This is a genomic window from Rhodococcus sp. NPDC004095, from assembly GCF_053604015.1.
Genome location: NZ_JBSGGS010000001.1, coordinates 608,327 through 626,815 on the forward strand (window position 1 = coordinate 608,327; position 18,489 = coordinate 626,815).

General features: G+C 69.2%; 18 protein-coding genes. 4 read left to right on the forward strand and 14 right to left on the reverse strand.

What is annotated here, in order from left to right:
- Nucleotides 1-33: 33 nt before the first annotated feature.
- Nucleotides 34-780 (reverse strand): SAM-dependent methyltransferase, encoded by a 747-nt coding sequence (locus ACWEPG_RS02750; RefSeq protein WP_450115327.1) that lies wholly within the window; start codon nt 778-780, stop codon nt 34-36.
- Between the two features lie 369 nt (nt 781-1,149).
- On the opposite strand from ACWEPG_RS02750, the gene ACWEPG_RS02755 reads away from it, so the two are divergent.
- Nucleotides 1,150-1,749, forward strand: coding sequence for a transglutaminase-like domain-containing protein (locus tag ACWEPG_RS02755; RefSeq protein ID WP_452593814.1), 600 nt, complete (start codon nt 1,150-1,152; stop codon nt 1,747-1,749).
- 113 nt (nt 1,750-1,862) lie between these two features.
- Here ACWEPG_RS02755 and ACWEPG_RS02760 read toward each other — a convergent pair whose 3' ends face one another.
- A complete protein-coding gene (locus ACWEPG_RS02760; protein ID WP_450133706.1) occupies nt 1,863-2,714 on the reverse strand; it encodes a fumarylacetoacetate hydrolase family protein in 852 nt (283 codons plus the stop codon).
- Between the two features lie 129 nt (nt 2,715-2,843).
- On the opposite strand from ACWEPG_RS02760, the gene ACWEPG_RS02765 reads away from it, so the two are divergent.
- Nucleotides 2,844-3,518 (forward strand): GntR family transcriptional regulator, encoded by a 675-nt coding sequence (locus ACWEPG_RS02765; protein WP_450115324.1) that lies wholly within the window; start codon nt 2,844-2,846, stop codon nt 3,516-3,518.
- Here ACWEPG_RS02765 and ACWEPG_RS02770 read toward each other — a convergent pair.
- Genes ACWEPG_RS02770 through ACWEPG_RS02780 form a run of 3 tightly spaced genes read right to left on the reverse strand, consistent with a single transcriptional unit; the run spans nt 3,509 to nt 5,878 of the window.
- Entirely contained in the window at nt 3,509-3,925 is a 417-nt protein-coding gene (locus ACWEPG_RS02770; RefSeq protein WP_450115323.1) for an MmcQ/YjbR family DNA-binding protein, read from the reverse strand. The two genes, ACWEPG_RS02765 and ACWEPG_RS02770, sit on opposite strands and share 10 nt — an antisense overlap.
- A 40-nt stretch (nt 3,926-3,965) precedes the next feature.
- Complete coding sequence (locus tag ACWEPG_RS02775; protein WP_450115322.1) at nt 3,966-4,700, reverse strand: GntR family transcriptional regulator; 735 nt, start codon at nt 4,698-4,700, stop codon at nt 3,966-3,968.
- 11 nt (nt 4,701-4,711) lie between these two features.
- The gene (locus ACWEPG_RS02780) at nt 4,712-5,878 is read right to left on the reverse strand and encodes an acyl-CoA dehydrogenase family protein (protein ID WP_450115321.1); all 1,167 of its coding nucleotides are present in this window, start codon (nt 5,876-5,878) and stop codon (nt 4,712-4,714) included.
- Between the two features lie 174 nt (nt 5,879-6,052).
- On the opposite strand from ACWEPG_RS02780, the gene ACWEPG_RS02785 reads away from it, so the two are divergent.
- Both ACWEPG_RS02785 and ACWEPG_RS02790 read left to right on the forward strand, forming a co-directional pair.
- Nucleotides 6,053-7,054 (forward strand): MaoC family dehydratase, encoded by a 1,002-nt coding sequence (locus ACWEPG_RS02785; protein WP_452593815.1) that lies wholly within the window; start codon nt 6,053-6,055, stop codon nt 7,052-7,054.
- Nucleotides 7,055-7,070: 16 nt separating this feature from the next.
- On the forward strand, nt 7,071-8,288 hold the full coding sequence (locus ACWEPG_RS02790; protein WP_452593816.1) for a CoA transferase: 1,218 nt from the start codon (nt 7,071-7,073) through the stop codon (nt 8,286-8,288).
- 33 nt (nt 8,289-8,321) lie between these two features.
- Here ACWEPG_RS02790 and ACWEPG_RS02795 read toward each other — a convergent pair whose 3' ends face one another.
- The 9 genes from ACWEPG_RS02795 to ACWEPG_RS02835 all read right to left on the reverse strand — a co-directional run bounded on the left by ACWEPG_RS02795 (nt 8,322) and on the right by ACWEPG_RS02835 (nt 18,442).
- Nucleotides 8,322-9,623 carry an RNA polymerase sigma factor gene (locus tag ACWEPG_RS02795; protein ID WP_450115318.1) on the reverse strand — a complete coding sequence of 434 codons (1,302 nt, stop codon included), beginning with the start codon at nt 9,621-9,623 and terminating at the stop codon, nt 8,322-8,324.
- 4 nt (nt 9,624-9,627) lie between these two features.
- Nucleotides 9,628-10,050 carry a YciI family protein gene (locus ACWEPG_RS02800; protein WP_450115317.1) on the reverse strand — a complete coding sequence of 141 codons (423 nt, stop codon included), beginning with the start codon at nt 10,048-10,050 and terminating at the stop codon, nt 9,628-9,630.
- A gap of 141 nt (nt 10,051-10,191) precedes the next feature.
- The gene (locus ACWEPG_RS02805) at nt 10,192-12,651 is read right to left on the reverse strand and encodes an ATP-binding cassette domain-containing protein (RefSeq protein ID WP_450115316.1); all 2,460 of its coding nucleotides are present in this window, start codon (nt 12,649-12,651) and stop codon (nt 10,192-10,194) included.
- Between the two features lie 58 nt (nt 12,652-12,709).
- Entirely contained in the window at nt 12,710-13,339 is a 630-nt protein-coding gene (locus ACWEPG_RS02810; protein WP_450115315.1) for a glyoxalase, read from the reverse strand.
- A gap of 1 nt (nt 13,340) precedes the next feature.
- Complete coding sequence (locus ACWEPG_RS02815; protein WP_450115314.1) at nt 13,341-13,751, reverse strand: VOC family protein; 411 nt, start codon at nt 13,749-13,751, stop codon at nt 13,341-13,343.
- A gap of 10 nt (nt 13,752-13,761) precedes the next feature.
- Nucleotides 13,762-14,202: a helix-turn-helix transcriptional regulator gene (locus ACWEPG_RS02820; protein ID WP_450115313.1), complete on the reverse strand. Its 441-nt coding sequence runs from the start codon at nt 14,200-14,202 to the stop codon at nt 13,762-13,764.
- Nucleotides 14,203-14,398: 196 nt separating this feature from the next.
- Nucleotides 14,399-16,168 carry a flavin-containing monooxygenase gene (locus ACWEPG_RS02825; RefSeq protein WP_450115312.1) on the reverse strand — a complete coding sequence of 590 codons (1,770 nt, stop codon included), beginning with the start codon at nt 16,166-16,168 and terminating at the stop codon, nt 14,399-14,401.
- 20 nt (nt 16,169-16,188) lie between these two features.
- Nucleotides 16,189-17,031 (reverse strand): mycofactocin-coupled SDR family oxidoreductase, encoded by an 843-nt coding sequence (locus tag ACWEPG_RS02830; RefSeq protein WP_450115311.1) that lies wholly within the window; start codon nt 17,029-17,031, stop codon nt 16,189-16,191.
- 184 nt (nt 17,032-17,215) lie between these two features.
- Nucleotides 17,216-18,442: an oxygenase MpaB family protein gene (locus tag ACWEPG_RS02835; RefSeq protein WP_452593817.1), complete on the reverse strand. Its 1,227-nt coding sequence runs from the start codon at nt 18,440-18,442 to the stop codon at nt 17,216-17,218.
- Nucleotides 18,443-18,489: the final 47 nt, after the last annotated feature.

The following is an 18,489-nucleotide window of genomic DNA, read 5'->3' on the forward strand; positions in this document are numbered from 1 at the left end:
GCACGTTGCCCGGGACCCGCGCTCGTCGGACTGTCAGCGGCCCATCAGTGCGAAAACTCCCCAGCCGAGATATTCACGCTGGTACCGCGTGTAGCGGGCGGGTTCGGTGGTGAGCTCGGCCCGCACCTCGGCGGCCAACTCGTCGTCAGGATTGTCGTCGAGCCAACGGCGGAGGTTTAGCCACTGCGCCGCCTGGTACCGGTCCCAGCTGTCCTGATCGGCCAGCACCATTTCCACGACGTCGAACCCGAGATCGCCGAATTGCTCGATCAGCTCCGGCAGCACGAGGAAGTCGTCCTTGCCACTGGCACCGCAGGCTCTGGCGGTTTCCTGGTCGGGCACTTCGTGACGCCAGTACGGCTCACCGATCAGCATCAGGCCGCCGGGACGGAGACTCTTGCTCAGCAGCTCGACGGTGCCGGCCACGCCGCCTCCGATCCAGGTGGCGCCGACGCACGCGGCGAGATCGACCGGCTCGCCCGCGACGAAGCCGGAGGCGTCGGAGTGCACGAAGGTGACCCGGTCGGCGACGCCGAGTTCAGCGGCACGGACGCGGGCCTGCTCGGTGAACACCGTGCTGATGTCCACCCCGGTCCCGGTGACGCGGTGGTCTCGGGCCCACGTGCAGAGCATTTCGCCCGACCCGCTGGCGAGGTCGAGCACGCGAGTCCCTGGTTCCAGGTGCAGAGCGTCACCCAGGGCCGCGAGCTTGCCAGAGGTGAACGGGTTGTGGATGCGGTGGCTACTTTCGCGAATGGTGAAGATGCGTGGAAGATCCACGAGAGGTACCCCTTGGGCTTGATTCGGTCATGGCAGTTGCGGAGGACAGTCGACCGGAGTCGGCTGCCGTTGCTCGGACCGTCATCGAATACACCTCGTTCGGACGCATGGATCTTCAACCCGATGAACGTAACCTTCCGGGTTGAACGTTTCCACCGAATTGGCCGAGAGATGGTCAATCCTCGCCATCCCCCGCCGCCCGCGATCCCGGACCCTTGGTGACCTGCGTCCACAATCACACTGCGGCGGAAGTGGATTCGGTGGATCCGGTGCAGCAGGCACAGTTTCTTCCAAGGAGCGTCGTTCACTCTCGCAATGCCTCGTCAAAAGGATTTGACTGCTCCGCACGGCCCGCACAATGTTCTCGACATGACCACCATCGAAGTAGCACTCGAAACAGCGCCTCCCGAAGCCTATCTGGGCGGTGACGAGTTGATCGATCCACAGGACCGAGCCGTCCAGGAGCTTGCACTGACGGTGCGGCAGCAGGCAGGCAGCGACATCTCATTCACCAAGGCTGCATTCGAATGGGTGCGAGACGAGGTGGCGCACTCATACGACGTCCAGGACCCACGGGTGACGCTGACCGCCGGTGAGGTTCTCGCGCAGCGCGTGGGGCTCTGCTACGCAAAGTCGCACCTACTGACGGCGCTCTTGCGAGCGGAAGGCATTCCGACCGGCCTGTGCTACCAGCGTCTCGCTCACGGAGATGGACATGTCCTGCACGGGCTGGTGGCGGTCCACCTCAACGGCGCCTGGCATCGCCAGGATCCACGCGGCAACAAGGACGGTGTCGATGCGCAGTTCTCGCTCGACTCGGAACAACTCGCCTGGCGGGTTGACCGCTCCCGGGGGGAGGTCGACTATCCGAAACTCTTCACCTCACCCGCACGGTGCGTGGTCGACACGCTTCGCAGCACCACAGATGTGCTGTCGCTCTACGACACCGGCCTCCCAACCGAGCTCTGACCCGGCGCGCACCAGCGGGGAATCCGGGCCCCGACACCGGCCGAGCCGCATGATCGGACGATTGCTCGTCGATGGACGGCGGCTCGTGCCGCCGCCGGCGATGCCGGAACCCGTCAACCCGCGATCAGGGGATTTCGGAGGGTGCCGACCCCCTCGATCCAGCTGACCAGGGTCTGGCCCGGGGCCAGGAAACGCTGCGGGGTGCGGGCCATGCCGACTCCGTCGGGGGTGCCCGTGAAGATGACGTCGCCGGGCAGCAGCGGGCACACCGACGACAGGTGCGCCACCAACTCCGGGATCGTGAAGATCATCTCGGAGGTGCGACCCTTCTGCAGTACCTCCCCGTCGTCGAGGGCACAGCCGATCTCCAGGTTGTCCCGGTCGGGCAGTTCGTCGACGGTGACCAGTTCCGGTCCGATCGGCGCGAACCCGCGGAAGGACTTGGCGAGCGAGAACTGCGGGGCCGCACCCTTGAGCTGCAGCGTCCGCTCGGAGATGTCCTGTCCGACGGCAACTCCCGCGATGTGGTCCCAGGCGTCCGCCTCGCCGACGTGGTCGCAGCGGGTGCCGATGACGGCGACCATCTCGACCTCCCAGTCCACGGTCTCGGTGGGCAGGGCGACCGGCTGCTCGTGGCCGGTGATCGAGGTGGGGAACTTGGTGAACACGGCGGGCACCGGCGGCAGCGCGATGTTGGACTCCGCGGCGTGCTCGGCGTAGTTGAGGCCGATCGCGAACACCTGACGCGGCCGGGGGACGGGCGCACCCCACACCGTGCGTTCGGTGACCGCGATGCGCGGGTGCGCGGCGGCGTCGACGGTCGCGGCCCACTCGACGAAGGCGGCCCAGTCCTCGTAGACGGCCTGCGGGTCGGCGCCGAACCGGCCGCCGCTGGCCGCCTCGACGTCGATGTGTCCGCCGGCCACGGCCAGGGCCAGTCGTCCGTCGATGTTCGCAACCCGCATGACACGTCTCCTCGGTGCAGTGGTCGCCGCGCGGTCCTGCGGCGTGGCACCATCCTGCACCCCGATGGTCGACAAAGCAAGAAAATAACGTTATTTCTCGGGAATGACGTGAGCCGCTAGGGTCGTGCCATGGGAACCGCCAGTCCGACGACCCGCGCGGGCGCGGTGTACGAGCAGATCAGGGCCGACATCATGCGCGGTCGGCTGCAGCCCGGGCAGCGGCTGCGGTTCGTGGAGCTCACCGAGAAGTACTCGGTGAGCCAGTCGGTGGTCCGCGAGGCCCTGACCCGACTGGCCGAACAGGGGCTCGCGATCTCCCTGCCGCAACAGGGCTTTCGCGTCGTCACGCTGTCCCTGATGGACCTCGACGAACTCACCGAGGCGCGCCGGGAACTCGAGTCGCTGGTGTTCCGCCGCGCCGTCGAGCGCGGAGACGTGCACTGGGAATCCGCCGTCGTCGCCGCCCACCACCTGCTCGCGGCGACGCCCCCGGCCACCCCGGACGGCGAGGCGAACCCCGAGTGGGACGACGCCCACGAACGTTTCCACCGCGCGCTGCTCGACGGCTGCGGCAACTCCCGCCTGCTCGAGGTCGCGCTCTCGCTGCGCGAGTCCGCCGCGCTGTACCGGCACTGGTCGGGGCACCTCGGCGACGATCCCGGCCGTGACGTGGCCGCCGAGCACCGCGGACTCGTCGACGCCGCACTCGCCCGGGATGCCGACCTCGCCGCCGAGCGGCTCGCCACGCACATCGAGCGGACGTCCGCCGCGCTCCGGCCCGTCGCCGACAGCGCTCAGGCCTGATGTGCCGCCAACCAGTCCGCGCGTCGCCGGGCGGAGGCGCGGGAGAGCCACGCGTCCTCGATCACCTCGGCGAGTTCGCGGCGGGTCAGCTCGCCGATCCGGCCGGCCCGGACCAGGACCGACGGATGTCCGTCGAAATGCGCGGTGGTGAAGAACGGGGATCGCGGATCCTGCACGAGCGCCAGCTTGTCCGACTCTGACGGCACCCAGATCACGATGACGTCGGTGTAGCGCGCGCCGGATGCGGGATCGACCGCGTCGGGTCGCGGAGTTCGGAAGAAGACGAACGACTTTCCGCCGACCTGGTAGATCGGATTCCCCCGCGGGCCGTGCTCGACGGTGACATGTGGCATCGCCGAGGCCAACTCGTGCACGTCCTCGATGCGTGCGCGGCACCGTGCCGACATGGCCGGCAGCCTACGCCGGATCGGAGGACCGCGGGCATGCTCAGTGCCCGGTGCGCCGCAGGGTGACCCGGTAGGTGTAGTGCTCGGGCAGGAAGTAGCTGACGGCGAGTTCGTCGGCCAGCCCGTCACCGTCGCTGTAGAGGCGGTCGACCCGCAGCATCGGGTGCCCGTCGGCGCAGTCCAGTTGCCCGGCCACCGCAGGTGGTGCAGGCGCCACCGTGATCGACTGCGCGGCTTCGACAATCGGGCTGGAGAGGAGAGGTTCGAGCAGGCCGATGATGGTCCACGCGCTGGACGCTCCGGGCTGCAGTTCCGGTGCGTCGATCACCAGGCGGGCGATGCGTTCGGGCAGCGAGACGGTGGTGACGACGAACGGAATCCCGTCGTGCAGTCGGCGAAACATCATGCGGTACACCACGTCCGTGTCCAGACGCAGGCGGCTGGCGGTCTCGATGTCCACCCGGCGGCGGAGCGGTTCGAGCACCTCCATGGTGGTGTCGGCGGACAGGTTCATCAGGTCCTCGATGGACCCGAGCTGCCGCAGGTACCGTCCGTCCGGCTCGGTCGCGAAGGTCCCGCGTCCGGGCACGCGGTAGACGATGCCCTCGGCGACCAGGTCCTGGAACGCGCGGCGCACCGTCTGCCTGCTGAGGTTGTGTTCCTGGGACAGTTCCGATTCCGTGGGCAGCCGGACGCCGCCCCGGTACCGACCCGACGCGATCTCACGCCGCAACCTGTCCGACAGCACCCGGTACGCCGGCCCCGAATCATTCATCGCGGTTCATTCTAGATCCCGCCGCGCGCCACCAACTGCCCGGCGATGACGTTGCGCTGGATCTCGTTGGTGCCCTCGCCGACGATCATCAGCGGCGCGTCCCGGAAATACCGCTCCACGTCGTACTCGGTGGAGTAGCCGTAGCCGCCGTGGATGCGCACCGCGTTCAGGGCGATCTCCATCGCGACCTCCGACGCGTACAGCTTGGCCATGCCCGCCTCCATGTCGCAGCGGTCCCCGCTGTCGTACTTCTCGGCCGCGTACCGGGTGAGCTGGCGGGCGGCGGTCAGCTTGGTCGCCATGTCGGCCAGGTAGTTGCCGATCGACTGGTGCTTCCAGATCGGCTGCCCGAAGCTCTCCCGCTGCTGCGCGTAGGCGAGCGAGTCCTCCAGTGCGGCGGCGGCGACCCCGAGAGCGCGGCACGCGACCTGGATCCGGCCGGTCTCCAGACCCTTCATCATCTGACCGAAGCCCTTGCCGGGCTCGCCCCCGAGGATGGCCGTCGCCGGGATCCGGTAGTTGTCGAACGCCAGCTCGCAGCTCTCGACGCCCTTGTACCCGAGCTTGGGCAGATCCCGCGAGACCGTCAGTCCCGGGCCGTGTTCGACGAGGACAATCGAGATCCCCGAGTGCCGTGGCTGCGCCTTCGGATCCGTCTTGCACAGCAGCGCGATCAGGCCGGACCGGCGGGCGTTGGAGATCCACGTCTTGGCGCCGGTGATCACCAGGTCGTCCCCGTCCGTCTTCGCGGTGGTGGCCATGTTCTGCAGGTCCGATCCGCCGCCGGGCTCGGTGAGCGCCATCGTCGCGCGGACCTCGCCGGTGGCCATCCGCGGCAGATACTGCCGCTTCTGCTCCTCCGTTCCGAACAGGGTGAGCAGCTTCGCGACGACGGTGTGGCCACCCATCGCGCCGGCCAGGCTCATCCAGCCCCGCGCCAGTTCCTCGGTGACCCGCGCGTAGCAGGGCATCGACACCGGGGAGCCGCCGTACTCCTCCGGCACCGCGAGCCCGTAGATGCCGATGCGCTTCATCTGCTCGATCCACTTCTCGGGGTACTCGTTCGCGTGCTCGACCTCCTGCACGGTGGGTTTGACGTCGCGATCGACGAAGGCCCGCACCGTCTCGACCAGGAATGCCTCCTCGGCATCGAGGTTGTACGCGTTCGAAGAAGTCATGAATCCGTCCTGCGGTCCGCCCAATTTGTACGGCCATATTTGCGCGCCATTCCGAGCCGAGTCAAGGCATTGCCTCAAACACCCTCGGTACGGTACTAACGATTGCGAGAATTTGGCCGGACAAATGTCGAACGAGAGGGACGAACCCGTGACCATGACCTTCCGGAGCGCGCGGTGACCGCCGTCGCGGTCGGCGGACCGTACTTCGACGATCTCGCAGTCGGGCAGGTCTTCGACGACGCCCCGGCCGTCACCCTCACCGGCGGACTCGCGGCCTCCCACCAGGCGATCCTCGGTGACCGGCTGCGGATGCCGCTCGACGCCCACCTGTCGGCCGCCGTCACCGGATCGCCGGCCCCGGTGGCGCACCCCGGACTGGTATGTGACCTGGCGATCGGCCAGTCGACGCTGGTCACCCATCACGTCAAGGCGAATCTCTTCTACCGCGGCCTGCGCCTGCACCGCTTCCCCCACCTCGGGGACACCCTGCACACCCGCACCGAGGTCGTCGGCCTGCGCGAGAACGCCGCGAAACCCGGCCGCGCACCGACCGGGCTGGCCGCCCTGCGCATGCGGACCACCGATCAGGAGTGTCGTACCGTCCTCGACTTCCACCGGTGCGCGATGCTCCCGCTCGGACCGGACGCCGACCCGGGCCGGGTGGTGCACGCGGACGACCTCGCGCAGATCGGGTCGGACGCCGGACGCGACCACCGGGCACCGGCAGGCTGGGACCTCGAGGTGTACCGCGACCGGGTGCCGGGACGGCACTTCACCCCCGAGCTGGCCGGGCTCGTCCTGACCAGCAGCGGCGACGTCGTCTCCAGCGCACCGGAACTCGCGCGCCTGACGCTCAACATCGCGGCCACCCACCACGACGAGCGGGTCGGGCAGGCGGGCCGGCTGGTGTACGGCGGGCACACGATCGGCCTCGCCCTGAGCCAGGCGACACGGGCCCTGCCGAACCTGGTGACGGTACTGGGCTGGCAGTCGTGCGATCACACCGGTCCGGTGCACGAGGGCGACACGCTGACCAGCGAACTCCACGTCCTGTCCGCGACCGCGCTACCGGATTCGCGGGCCGGGGTACTCGAACTCCGGTCACTGGTCCACGCGCACGACACCGACGAGCCACGACCGGTGCTCGACTGGCACTTCACCGCCCTGATGGCCTGACGCGAGAGGAACTTTCGTGAACACCACCGCGAACCGGCCGCTTTCGGGCCTCCGTGTGGTCGAGGTGTCGAGCTTCGTCGCCTCCCCGCTGTGCGGACTGACCCTGTCCCAGCTCGGCGCGGAGGTGATCCGCGTCGACCCGATCGGCGGCGCCGCCGACTACCACCGCTGGCCGCTCACCGACGACGGCGAATCCATCTACTGGACCGGACTCAACCGCGGAAAACGTTCCCTCGCATGCGACATGCGCAGCGAGCAGGGACAGGAGCTGATCCAGCGCCTGGTCACAGCGCCGGGTTCCGAGGGCGGGATCCTGGTGACCAACGCGGGCGGCCGCAGCTGGATGAGCCACGAGACCCTCGCGTCACTGCGCCCCGACGTGATCACCCTCGAACTGCTCGGCAACCGCGACGGCACCCCCGGCGTCGACTACACCGTCAACGCCGGGATCGGCTTCCCGCAGATCACCGGGCCCCTCGACCACGCCGGGGTGGTCAATCACGTGCTCCCGGCCTGGGACATGGCGTGCGGGCTGTACGCCGCCCTGGCGATCGCGGCGGCGGCACGCAAACGCGATCGGACGGGCACGGGAGCACGCATCACCCTCACCCTGGAGGACGTCGCGCTCGCGACCGCGGGAACCCTCGGGTACCTGACCGAACCTCAGGTCACCGGCGGGGGCCGCGAGGGCACCGGCAACTTCGTGTACGGCACGTACGGAGTCGATTTCGTCACCGCCGACGGCGCCCGCTTCATGGTTGTCGCCCTGACCTCGCGGCATTTCCGTGATCTGCTGTCGGTGACGGGAACCGCGGACGCCGTCGCCGCCGTGGAGAAGGCGCTGGGCGCCGACTTCTCCACGGAGGCAGACCGTTTCCGGCATCGCGAGGTGATCACCGCACTGCTCCGGGCCTGGTTCGCCGACCGCACCGCGGACGAGGTCTCCGGACTGCTCGCGACGACCTCGGTGCTGCACCGGCGCTACCGCACCTTCACGGAGGTGGCGACCGGCGGCGAGCTGGATCGCAATCCCCTGTTCGAGCAGCTGGAGCAACCACGGATCGGCACCTATCTCGCGGCCGGGCATCCCGCGGCGTTCGACGGGGAGCACTACGCCACCGGGCCCGCACCCGCGGTGGGCGACGACTCCGCCGCCCTGCTGACGGACCTGCTCGGATGCAGCGCGGAGGAGGTCGCCCGGCTGCGCGCCTCGGGCGTGATCCAGGCGCCGTGACGCGGAACCGGCCCACCGGCAGCGGTGCCGCGGTCAGTCGACCTGCAGCGCCGCGGCCCTCTCCGACAGCAGCTTTCGCTCGCGGGCGTTGCCGGTGAGCCGGGCTGCCGCCTCGAACTCGGCCCGCGCCTCCGCGTTCCGGCCCAGGCGGACGAGCAGCTCCGCACGGGTCGCGGGCAGCAGCCGATACCCGGCGAGGCGGCCGTCGGCAACGAGGCCGTCGACGATCTCGAGTGCCGCGGCGGGACCGGTGGCCATCGCGACCGCCGCGGCACGGTTGAGGTCGACGACGGGTGACGGGGCGAGGCGTCCCAGCGCCTCGTAGAGCAGAACGATTCGCTCCCAGTCGGTCTCGTCGACGGAGGCGGCGACGGCATGGCACTCCGCGATCGCCGCCTGCAACGAGTAGGCACCGCGGCCGCGGCCGAGCGCGTCGGCACGGGCAAGGGCCGCGCGTCCACGCACGATGGCGCCGCGGTCCCAGCGGCGCCGATCCTGATCGGCGAGCAGGACCGGGTCGCCGTGCGCGTCGAGGCGCGCCGGGAAACGCGCCGCGGTCAGTTCCATGAGGGCGACGAGGCCGTGCGACTCCGGCTCCGAGGGCACCAGTTCGGCGAGCACCCTCCCGAGCCGCAGCGCCTCCCGGCACAGGTCGGGCCGAATCCACTCGTCCCCCGCGCTCGCCGCGTGACCCTCGTTGAACACCAGGTACAGCACCCCGAGCACCGCGCCGAGCCGGTCACCGAACTCGGACCGGTCCGGGACCGCGAACGGCACCTTCGCCGCCGTGAGCGTCTTCTTGGCCCGCACGATCCGCTGCTGCACCGTCGACGTCGGCACCAGGAACGCCCGCGCGATCTCCTCGCTGGACAGGCCGCCGACCACCTTGAGCGTCAGCGCGACGCGAGCCTCCCGCGAGAGCACCGGATGGCACGAGACGAACACGAGCCGGAGCACGTCGTCGTCGATCCGGTCCGGGTCCCAGGGCAATTCGGCTGCCACGTCCGTCGCGCGGGTCTCCTCCGCTTCGAGATCGCGGGCGATGGCGGCGAGCCGCTCGTCGTACCGCTCCTGTCGGCGCCAGCCGTCGATGGCCTTGCGTTTCGCGACGGCGGTCAGCCACGCGCCGGGGTTCGCGGGGATCCCGGACTCGGGCCACTGCGCGAGCGCGTCGGCGAGCGCGTCCTGTGCGAGGTCCTCGGCGCGGGCGAAGTCGCCGACCATCCGGGTGAGTGTGGCGACGATGCGCGCCGACTCGATCCGCCAGACGGCCGCGACCGAGCGCCGCGCGGACTCCACCGGGTCCGGGCGGCGCTCCATCGGGGCATCGCTCATTCGGTCACGCCTTGCGGCCCTCGAGTTCCTCGCGCCAGCCCTCTTCCTTCTGGATCCACTCGTTGTCCTGGGGAAAGTCCTCGGGGCCGGTCACGCGGCGCACCTCGAGCTTCGTTCCCGGCCCGAGCGGTGCCCGCTTGGCCCACTCGGCGGCCTCCTCCTTGGACGCGACCTCGAGGATCCAGAAGCCGTTGAACAGCTCTTTCGTCTCCCCGTAGGGGCCGTCGGTGACCAGCGGGGTGTCCCCGGAGAAGTCGACGACGAACCCCTCCTCCGCGTCGGAGAGGCCCTCACCGCTCAGCAACACCCCGGCCTTCATCATCGACTCGTTGAACCGGCCCATGTCCTCGATGATCTGCTCGAACGGGATGTCCTTCGACGCCTCGATCGCCTCGTCGGTCACACGCATGATGAGCATGTACTTCATGGTTCGCTCCTTCGTTCTCAGGTCGCGAATCGACCCTCTCATCCGGGACGTCGAACGAACAGCGGGCGGATCGACAGGCCCCGAAAAAAACTTTCGACGCTCGGGTGCGCACCGGCATCCGGTGCGCACCCGACGTCCCGATCAGGCGCCGACGTACTCCGCGAGGTGCTTGCCGGTCAGGGTGGAGCGGCCGGCGACGAGGTCGGCGGGGGTGCCCTCGAAGACGATGCGCCCGCCGTCGTGTCCGGCGCCCGGGCCGAGGTCGATGATCCAGTCGGCGTGCGCCATGACCGCCTGGTGGTGCTCGATGACGATGACCGACTTGCCCGAGTCGACGAGCCGGTCGAGCAGGCCGAGCAGGTTCTCGACGTCGGCGAGGTGCAAACCGGTGGTCGGCTCGTCGAGGATGTAGACGTCCCCCTTCTCCCCCATGTGGGTGGCGAGCTTGAGGCGCTGCCGCTCGCCACCGGACAGCGTGGTCAGCGGCTGACCGATCTTGATGTACCCGAGGCCCACGTCCGCCAGGCGCGCGAGAATCTTGTGCGCGGCCGGTATCTTCGCCTCGCCCGAACCGCCTTCTGCGCGGCCCGTCCTCCCTCCGCTCCTCGCTCCTTCGTCGCTGCGATGCTCGGTCGTCCTCCTGCCGCTGAAGAACTCCTCGGCCTGCGCGACGGACATCCCGAGCACCTCGGCGATGTCCTTGCCGCCGAACGTGTAGTCGAGCACCTCGGCCTGGAAGCGCTTGCCCTCGCACACCTCGCAGGGGGCGGAGACCCCGCCCATCATCGCCAGGTCGGAGTAGACCACGCCGGCGCCGTTGCAGTTGGGGCATGCACCCTCGGAGTTGGCGCTGAACAGCCCGGGCTTGACGCCGTTGGCCTTCGCGAATGCCTTACGGATGTGGTCGAGGAGTCCGGTGTAGGTGGCGGGGTTGCTGCGCCGGGAACCCTTGATCGCCCCCTGGTCGATCGACACCACGCCCTGCCTCTTGGAGACCGAACCGTCGATCAGGGAGCTCTTGCCCGAACCGGCCACACCGGTCACCACCGCGAGCACGCCCAGCGGGATGTCCACGTCGACGCCGCGAAGGTTGTGGGTGTCGGCGCCGCGTACCTCGAGCGCACCGGCGGAGGTACGCACCGTCGTCTTGAGCGACGCCCGATCGTCCAGGTGCTTGCCGGTGAGGGTGCCGCTCGACCGCAGGTCGTCCACGGTGCCCTCGAACACGATCTCACCGCCCTCGGTGCCTGCCCGCGGGCCGAGGTCGACGACGTGGTCGGCGATGGCGATCGCCTCGGGCTTGTGCTCGACGACCAGCACGGTGTTGCCCTTGTCCCGCAGCTGCAGCAGCAGGTCGTTCATCCGCGCGATGTCGTGCGGGTGCAGGCCGATGGTCGGCTCGTCGAAGACGTAGGTGACGTCGGTGAGAGAGGACCCGAGATGCCGGATGAGCTTGGTGCGCTGCGCCTCTCCCCCGGACAGCGTGCCGGCAGGACGGTCGAGGCTGAGGTAGCCGAGCCCGATCTCGACGAACGAGTCGAGCGTCTCCCCGAGCGACTTGAGCAGCGGCGCGGCCGACGGCTCGTCGAGGCCGCGCACCCACTCGGCGAGATCGCTGATCTGCATGGCACAGACGTCGGCGATGCTGACTCCGCCGATCTTCGACGACCTCGCCTCCGCGCTCAGCCGGGTGCCCTCGCAGTCGGGGCAGGTCTGGAACGTGATCGCGCGGTCGACGAACGCCCGGATGTGCGGCTGCATCGCCTCACGGTCCTTGGACAGGAACGACTTCTGGATCTTCGGGATCAGGCCCTCGAATGTCACGTTGACACCGTCGACCTTGACCTTGGTCGGTTCCTTGTACAGCAGATCGTTCAACTGCTTCTTGGTGAACTTGGCGATCGGCTTGTCGGGGTCGAAGAAACCGCAGCCCCGGTAGATGCGGCCGTACCATCCCTCCATGCTGTAGCCGGGGATGGTCAGCGCACCCTCGTTCAGCGACTTACTGTCGTCGTACAGCGCGGTCAGGTCGAAGTCGGAGACCTTGCCCATGCCCTCGCAGCGCGGGCACATACCCCCGGTGACGCTGAAGCTGCGACGCTCCTTGACGGTCCGGCCGCCCTTCTCAACCGAGATCGCCCCCGCCCCGCTGACCGACGCGACGTTGAACGAGAACGCCTGCTGCGAGCCGATGTGCGGCTTCCCCAGCCGGCTGAACAGGATGCGCAGCATCGCGTTCGCGTCGGTCGCGGTGCCGACAGTGGAACGCGGGTTGGCACCCATCCGCTCCTGGTCGACGATGATCGCCGTCGTCAGGCCCTCGAGCACGTCGACGTCCGGCCGCGCCAGGGTCGGCATGAAGCCCTGCACGAACGCGCTGTAGGTCTCGTTGATCATCCGCTGCGACTCCGCGGCGATCGTGGAGAACACCAGCGAACTCTTGCCCGAGCCGGACACACCGGTGAACACCGTCAGCCGCCGCTTCGGCAGCTCGACGCTGACATTCTTGAGGTTGTTCTCCCGCGCACCGTGCACGCGGATCAGATCGTGGCTGTCGGCGGCGTGTGACGGCGGTGACGTCGTGCTCGCGGCCTTGGTCATCGTGTCTCCCTCTGTCGCGTTCGGTGCGGTCGACCTTCCTGTCTACCCGAAGCCACCGTCATCCCGCGGCGGTCTCCCACGCGAACCCGTCCGGGTCGGTGAACGGCCCGGCGGTACTGCCGACGGCGATCCGGTGCGAGCCGCTGCCCTCCGGGGACACCCCCGCGTTCTTCGCCAACGCCCGGCGCCCGTTCAGTGCCAGAGTGACGCCGGCGGGCGAGGGCTCGAACTGAACGTACTTGCGGCCGAAGCTCTTCTGCACCACCAGTCCGCGGTCGACGTAGAACTGCTTGCTCGCCTTGACGTCCTCCACCCCGAGTAGCAGGACGAGTTCCTCGAACTGCCGGGCCGCCGGTCCCACGTCCTTCTTCGACGAACTGGCGATCGTCCAGATCGCGCCGTCCGGTGCCTGCACCGCACCGCCGTACCCCCACATGCTCTTCCGGGCCGGCTTCAGTTCCGTCGCACCTCCGTCGAGGGCAGCGGCGACGTAGGCGTCGACGTTGCTCGGCTGGGACACCACGAGCGACAGCGTGTACCCGCGGAAACCGGTCGTCGGGGTCTCGGCGGCGCGAACCGCCACATGGTCGCCGACACCGAGGGCGGCGTAGAACGCCTCGGCGGCCGCCGGATCGGGAACCTCGAGGGTGAGGGACTTGATGATCGTCTGTGACTGGGTGGTTGCCATGTCAGTTCACCTCGTTGATGCGAAGCAGGTTGCCCGCGGGATCCCGCACGGCGCAGTCGCGGATGCCGTAGGGCTGCTCGATCGGTTCCTGGACGATGTCCGCGCCGTTCGCCTCGAGCTTCGCGAAGGTCTCGTCGAGGTCGGGGGTGGCGAGGGTGAGGATCGCGTACGTCCCCTTGGCCATCATCTCGGTGATCATGCGGCGCTCGTCGTCGGTGATGCCGGGGTCGGCGGCCGGCGGGTGCAGGACCAGGGAGGTGTCGGGCTGGTCGGGGTGGCCGACGGTGATCCAGTACATGTCGTTGTAGCCGACCTCCTTGCGGACCTCGAAACCGAGGATGTCGCGGTAGAAGCCCAGGGCGGCGTCGCGGTCGTTGTGCGGGAGGAAGGCGGAGTGAATGGTGATGTTCATGGCGATCACGCTATGCGCGGCTCGCGGTGGACGCTTCTCGATTCCTGATCGGTCTGGTGACCTGCTTCGTGACGCACGACGGCATCTCCGCCGCGGAGCGCTCCTGCTCCCGGTAGACGCTGGGCGGGACACCGACGAGCTCGGTGAAACGGGTGCTGAACGTGCCCAGCGACGAGCAGCCGACCGCGAAGCAGACCTCGGTGACGCTGAGGTCACCTCGACGCAGCAGCGCCATCGCGCGCTCGATGCGCCGCGTCATCAGATAGGCGTACGGCGGCTCGCCGTACGCGCGCCGGAACTGGCGACTGAGGTGCCCGGCCGACATGTGCGCGTCGCGGGCCAGCGCCTCCACGTCCAACGGCTGCGCGTACTCGCGGTCGATCCGGTCTCGCACCCGGCGCAGCCGGGCGAGGTCGCGCAGATACTGCGCTTCGTCGGGTCTGCTGGTCACCCCCGCGATCGTTCCGCCTCCCACCGGAGTTGTCCAGCGCGACCCGCATCCGGCCCGTCCGTCGACGCCGCCCGAGTCGGTCCCGGTCGAGGACCTCCGGGACCGAATCGAGCGGCGCGTGCGGGCGAGGGTTGCGAATTCACTTGCGCAGAAGCAACTCTCGGCAGCGCGGCAATCCGCCCGTGATGCGGAGCGGTCAGCCGAGCGCGGGCAGTTCGATCCCGGCCAGGTCGGCCTTGATCTGCAACGCCAGGTACCTGCCGTAGGTGCGGACCAGCGCCAGGTTTCCGCCGTGGATCCAGAACCGGTCGTGCCCGGACCGCCGCCACACCGACCGCAGTTCGCCCTCGTCGTCGAGATCCCAGACCGGTCCGCAGGCGTCGGCGACGGAATCGCCGAGAACGCGGCGGGCGGTGTCGAGGATGCCGCGGAACCCGGTCGCGCAGACGATGGTGTCGGCCGGTACACGGGTGCCGTCCGACATGACGAGCCCGTCGGTGTCGAGCCGTTCGATCGCCCCGGAGACCAGCCCGATCCGGCCGTCCGCGACCAGGGGCGCGGCACCCACGTCGATGTAGTAGCCGCCGTTGCGCGTCAGGAACAGCGTCGAGGCGCCGGTGCCGTCCGGGCCGCCGTTGTGGTCGAACCCGCGGGCGGTCAACGCGTCGAGCAGTTCCTGGTCCGCGTCGGCGAGCATGCTCACCCACGCGCGCAGCCCCGCCAGGTACTGCGGATCGCGGCGCGCCGAGGAGGCGGCGATCAGGTCGCCGATGTCGGTCCGCTTGTGTTCCGCGTTGCGGATCCCGTCGCCCTGGTACATGGACCGCGCGCTCACCACGTGTGTCGGCCCGCGCTGCACCAGCGTCACGTGCGCACCCGACTCGTACAGGTCCTGCGCGATGTCGTGGCCGCTGTTGCCGGTGCCGATGACCACCGTGCGGGTGCCACGCCGCGCCGGCTCGGTCCGGTACCCGCTCGAGTGCAGCAGCTCCCCGGCGAACCGGTCGGCTCCCTCGAACGTGGGCATCACCGGTTCGGTGCCGCTGAGCCCGGTGGCGAGCACCACGTGCCGCGGGCGCAGGGTGCGCCGGGTGCCGTTGCGGTCCACCTCGACGGTCCAGCGGCGTTCGGCCGGGTCGAACGCCGCCGCCGCGATCCGGGTTCGGTTCCACACGTTGAGTTCCATCGCGCGGGAGTAGATCTCGAGCCAGTCGCCCATCTTGTCCTTGGGCGTGAACACCGGCCAGTTCGGCGGGAACGGCATCAGCGGCAGGTGGTTCGACCAGACCGGGTCGTGCAGCACCAGCGAGTCGTATCGGCCACGCCAGTTGTCCCCGACCCGCTCCGCCCGGTCGACCAGCAGGGTCCGGACGCCGAGCGCCCCGAGTTCGGCGGCCAGCGCCAGACCCGAGTGCCCGGCACCGATCACCAGGACGTCCGGATCCCCGTCGCGGCAGTCGAGTTCGCGGGTCCGGCGCGCCGCCCAGTACTCCGGCTCCTCCCCCGCGGCCGGCGTGCCCTCGGGCCGTCGCTCGCCGATTGCCGGTTCGTGGCCCGCCAGGGAGTCGAGCGAGGTCAGGATGTTCCGCGCCCGCCAGCCGCCGTCCTCGCGAACGAGCCGGGCGACACCCCGGACGTGGCCGAGTCGAGTGTCGAACCGGAACAGCAGCTGGATCATCGGCGCGCCCGAGCCACTCGGCACCTCCACCGGCGGCGCCACCGGATCCAGCCGCTCACCGTGCACCTGCTGGTCGACCGCGGACGCGAGCAGGGTGTCGATCCGCATGCCGCCGTGCAGGCTGCGCAGGTCGCCGGAGAAGGCGAGCAGGTCGCGCCACCACAGGTCGGGATGCAGTATCGCCTCGGCGTCGATACCGGTGCGGAGCAGGTCCGCGAACCGGGACAGCCACTCCTGCGCCGCATCGGCAACCGTGTCGACCGCGAGGGAATCCAATTGTGTTGTCATGTTCACTCTTCCGTGCGTTCTCAGCGGGTGGTGAACCCGGCGTCGACCCTGAGCTGGGTTCCGGTCACGTAGCGCGCCTCGTCCGAGGCCAGGAAGAGCACGGCATTGGAGACGTCGATCGGATCCGCCCAGGGAACGGGGATCGCGTTCGCTCCGGCGAACAGCGGAGCCACCTGTTCCTTCGTCGGATGGTCGACGCCGGGCAGAAAGAGGTTGAAGCAGCGGTCGTTCATGAGCATGTCGGTGTCCGTTGCGCCCGGGTGGACGGTGTTCGTCCGGATGCGATACCCGCCGAGTTCGTTGACGAGGGTGCGCATCAGCCCGACCACTGCGTGCTTGCTGGCCGCATAGGCGCCGGCATTCCGCGTGCCCTTGATCCCGGCCGTCGAACTGGTGATGACGATCGATCCCCCGTCGCCCTGCTCGATCAGGTGCGGGACCGCGGCCTTGCACGTGTGCCACACGCCCTTGAGGTTGACGTCGAGCACGTCGTCCCACTCGGCCTCCGTGATCCGGTGTGCCGGTTCACCACTGATGAAGATGCCGGCATTGGCCACCACGATGTCGACGCGGCCCAGCTCGGCCACACCGCGGTCGAGGAAACCGGAGACGCCCTCGAAGTCGCGGACGTCGACCTTCCCCGTGACGATGCGGCGACCCAGGCGCTCGACGCCGCGGGCGGTCTCGGCGAGATCGTCCTCCGTCGCGGCCGGATAGAACGGGGTGACGGTGTCGATGCCCTCGGCCAGGTCGAGGGCGATAATGTCCGCACCCTCCTCCGCGAGCCGCAGCGCGTGACTGCGCCCCTGCCCCCGTGCCGCACCGGTGACAAAGGCCACCTTCCCCGCTACCCGCCCGGCCATGCCGCTCCTTTCGATCGCCAACGTGTTGGCCGAAAAGTAACGACGGTCACACCTGCAGCCGCCTCGCCGTCCCGGCCAGTGGGATCCGAGTGCGACCGGCATCACACCCACCGGGCCGGCCGGGCCGCGAGGCCGCCCCGGTCGCAGAATCGCTTACCCCGGAGGCGGTTCGACGGCGAACGGGTCAGTTGTAGTGCGGGTTGTTGGCCTGCGGGATCTCGATGCTGATGGGCTTCAGTTCCGCCATGTAGACCAGCACGAACTGGCGGAGCAGTTCGTCGAAGGTCCAGTACGCCTGCGGGGCGAGAGGGAGCGGGAGCAGCCCCTCCCGTACCGCGATGAAGGGCGGCCACGCCACGTCCAGCAGGGGCCCCCACACCGGCTCCCGCGGGATCCGCAGCCAGTCGGAGATCTGATTGCCGAGAGTGAACCGGGTCAGCGCACCCAGGATGGGCCTGCTCAGCAGCGTGGCATCGAGCCCCGAGCCGAGGTCGAGGAGGATGTCCGCCAGCTTGATCCCCTCGGGGGTCGGGGCGAGCACCGGATCGAGCACCTGGGTCGCCTGGGACTCGGCCTGATCCCACGAGCCGGGGATGTACTGGTCCTCGATGCCGAGCATGTGCGCGCTGACCTGCCAGGAGTGCAGGAAGGCATCGGCCTCGGCGGCGGGAATCGGCACCTTCCACTTCCGCAGGGTCCGCATGACGGTGGTGGGCAGGCTGTGCCAGGTGACCATCATGTCGTGCTGGCTGATCGGAATGTCCTCGGGTGCGGCGCCGACCCAGTGCGGGGACTGCGGAAGCAGGTGGCGCACCGCGGCGTGGACGAGGCGGGTCTTGACGGCGGTCACGATCATCGAGCCATCGGGCTGGTACGCGTTGCGAGACCCGATGTCGTAACCCAGTTTTGCGGTCTTGGAGATGCGGTCCTTCATGTCCGCGCCGCCCTGGGAGTAGTAGACCGCGCGCGCCTCCTTGGGGATGACGGTGCTCATCATGCCGCTGGCGAAGCCGTACAGGACGCCGAGATAGAGCCCGCGCTTCTCGTTGAACTTCACCGCGGTGGCGAGCTTGCCCTGATCCGTCCAGGCCGGGAGCTGCCGGGCCCGTTCCATGAAGTCGCGCAGATCGGTGGGCAGGCCGTCCGGCAGCGGTTGCCCGTTCCGGGTCCACTTCCGCAGGAGTTCGTTCACCTTCGGCACGTCACCGCGGTCGAGGAGCGAGGCCACGAGGGGATCGGCCTCGGTGTCCCAGACCTGCCGCGGGTCCGCCCCACTGCCCGCGCCCACCACCGAGCCGGCCGGTGACCACCTCCACGGTTGTGCGCCGGCCGGTGCGGCCATCGCGAATGCGCCGAGCGCGCCAAGCGCCCCGCCGGCCTTCAGTAGGTTTCTCCTGCTCAGGTACTCCATCTCGGCTCCCCCGCCCAACGCCTGAATGATTGATGATGCAATGAAAC

Coding starts and splice junctions, on each gene's coding strand:
- ACWEPG_RS02755 (WP_452593814.1), top strand. CDS start 1,150: ATGACCACCATCGAAGTAGCACTCGAAACAGCGCCTCCCGAAGCCTAT.
- ACWEPG_RS02760 (WP_450133706.1), bottom strand. CDS start 2,714: ATGCGGGTTGCGAACATCGACGGACGACTGGCCCTGGCCGTGGCCGGC.
- ACWEPG_RS02765 (WP_450115324.1), top strand. CDS start 2,844: ATGGGAACCGCCAGTCCGACGACCCGCGCGGGCGCGGTGTACGAGCAG.
- ACWEPG_RS02770 (WP_450115323.1), bottom strand. CDS start 3,925: ATGTCGGCACGGTGCCGCGCACGCATCGAGGACGTGCACGAGTTGGCC.
- ACWEPG_RS02775 (WP_450115322.1), bottom strand. CDS start 4,700: ATGAATGATTCGGGGCCGGCGTACCGGGTGCTGTCGGACAGGTTGCGG.
- ACWEPG_RS02780 (WP_450115321.1), bottom strand. CDS start 5,878: ATGACTTCTTCGAACGCGTACAACCTCGATGCCGAGGAGGCATTCCTG.
- ACWEPG_RS02795 (WP_450115318.1), bottom strand. CDS start 9,623: ATGAGCGATGCCCCGATGGAGCGCCGCCCGGACCCGGTGGAGTCCGCG.
- ACWEPG_RS02800 (WP_450115317.1), bottom strand. CDS start 10,050: ATGAAGTACATGCTCATCATGCGTGTGACCGACGAGGCGATCGAGGCG.
- ACWEPG_RS02805 (WP_450115316.1), bottom strand. CDS start 12,651: ATGACCAAGGCCGCGAGCACGACGTCACCGCCGTCACACGCCGCCGAC.
- ACWEPG_RS02810 (WP_450115315.1), bottom strand. CDS start 13,339: ATGGCAACCACCCAGTCACAGACGATCATCAAGTCCCTCACCCTCGAG.
- ACWEPG_RS02815 (WP_450115314.1), bottom strand. CDS start 13,751: ATGAACATCACCATTCACTCCGCCTTCCTCCCGCACAACGACCGCGAC.
- ACWEPG_RS02825 (WP_450115312.1), bottom strand. CDS start 16,168: ATGACAACACAATTGGATTCCCTCGCGGTCGACACGGTTGCCGATGCG.
- ACWEPG_RS02830 (WP_450115311.1), bottom strand. CDS start 17,031: ATGGCCGGGCGGGTAGCGGGGAAGGTGGCCTTTGTCACCGGTGCGGCA.
- ACWEPG_RS02835 (WP_452593817.1), bottom strand. CDS start 18,442: ATGGAGTACCTGAGCAGGAGAAACCTACTGAAGGCCGGCGGGGCGCTT.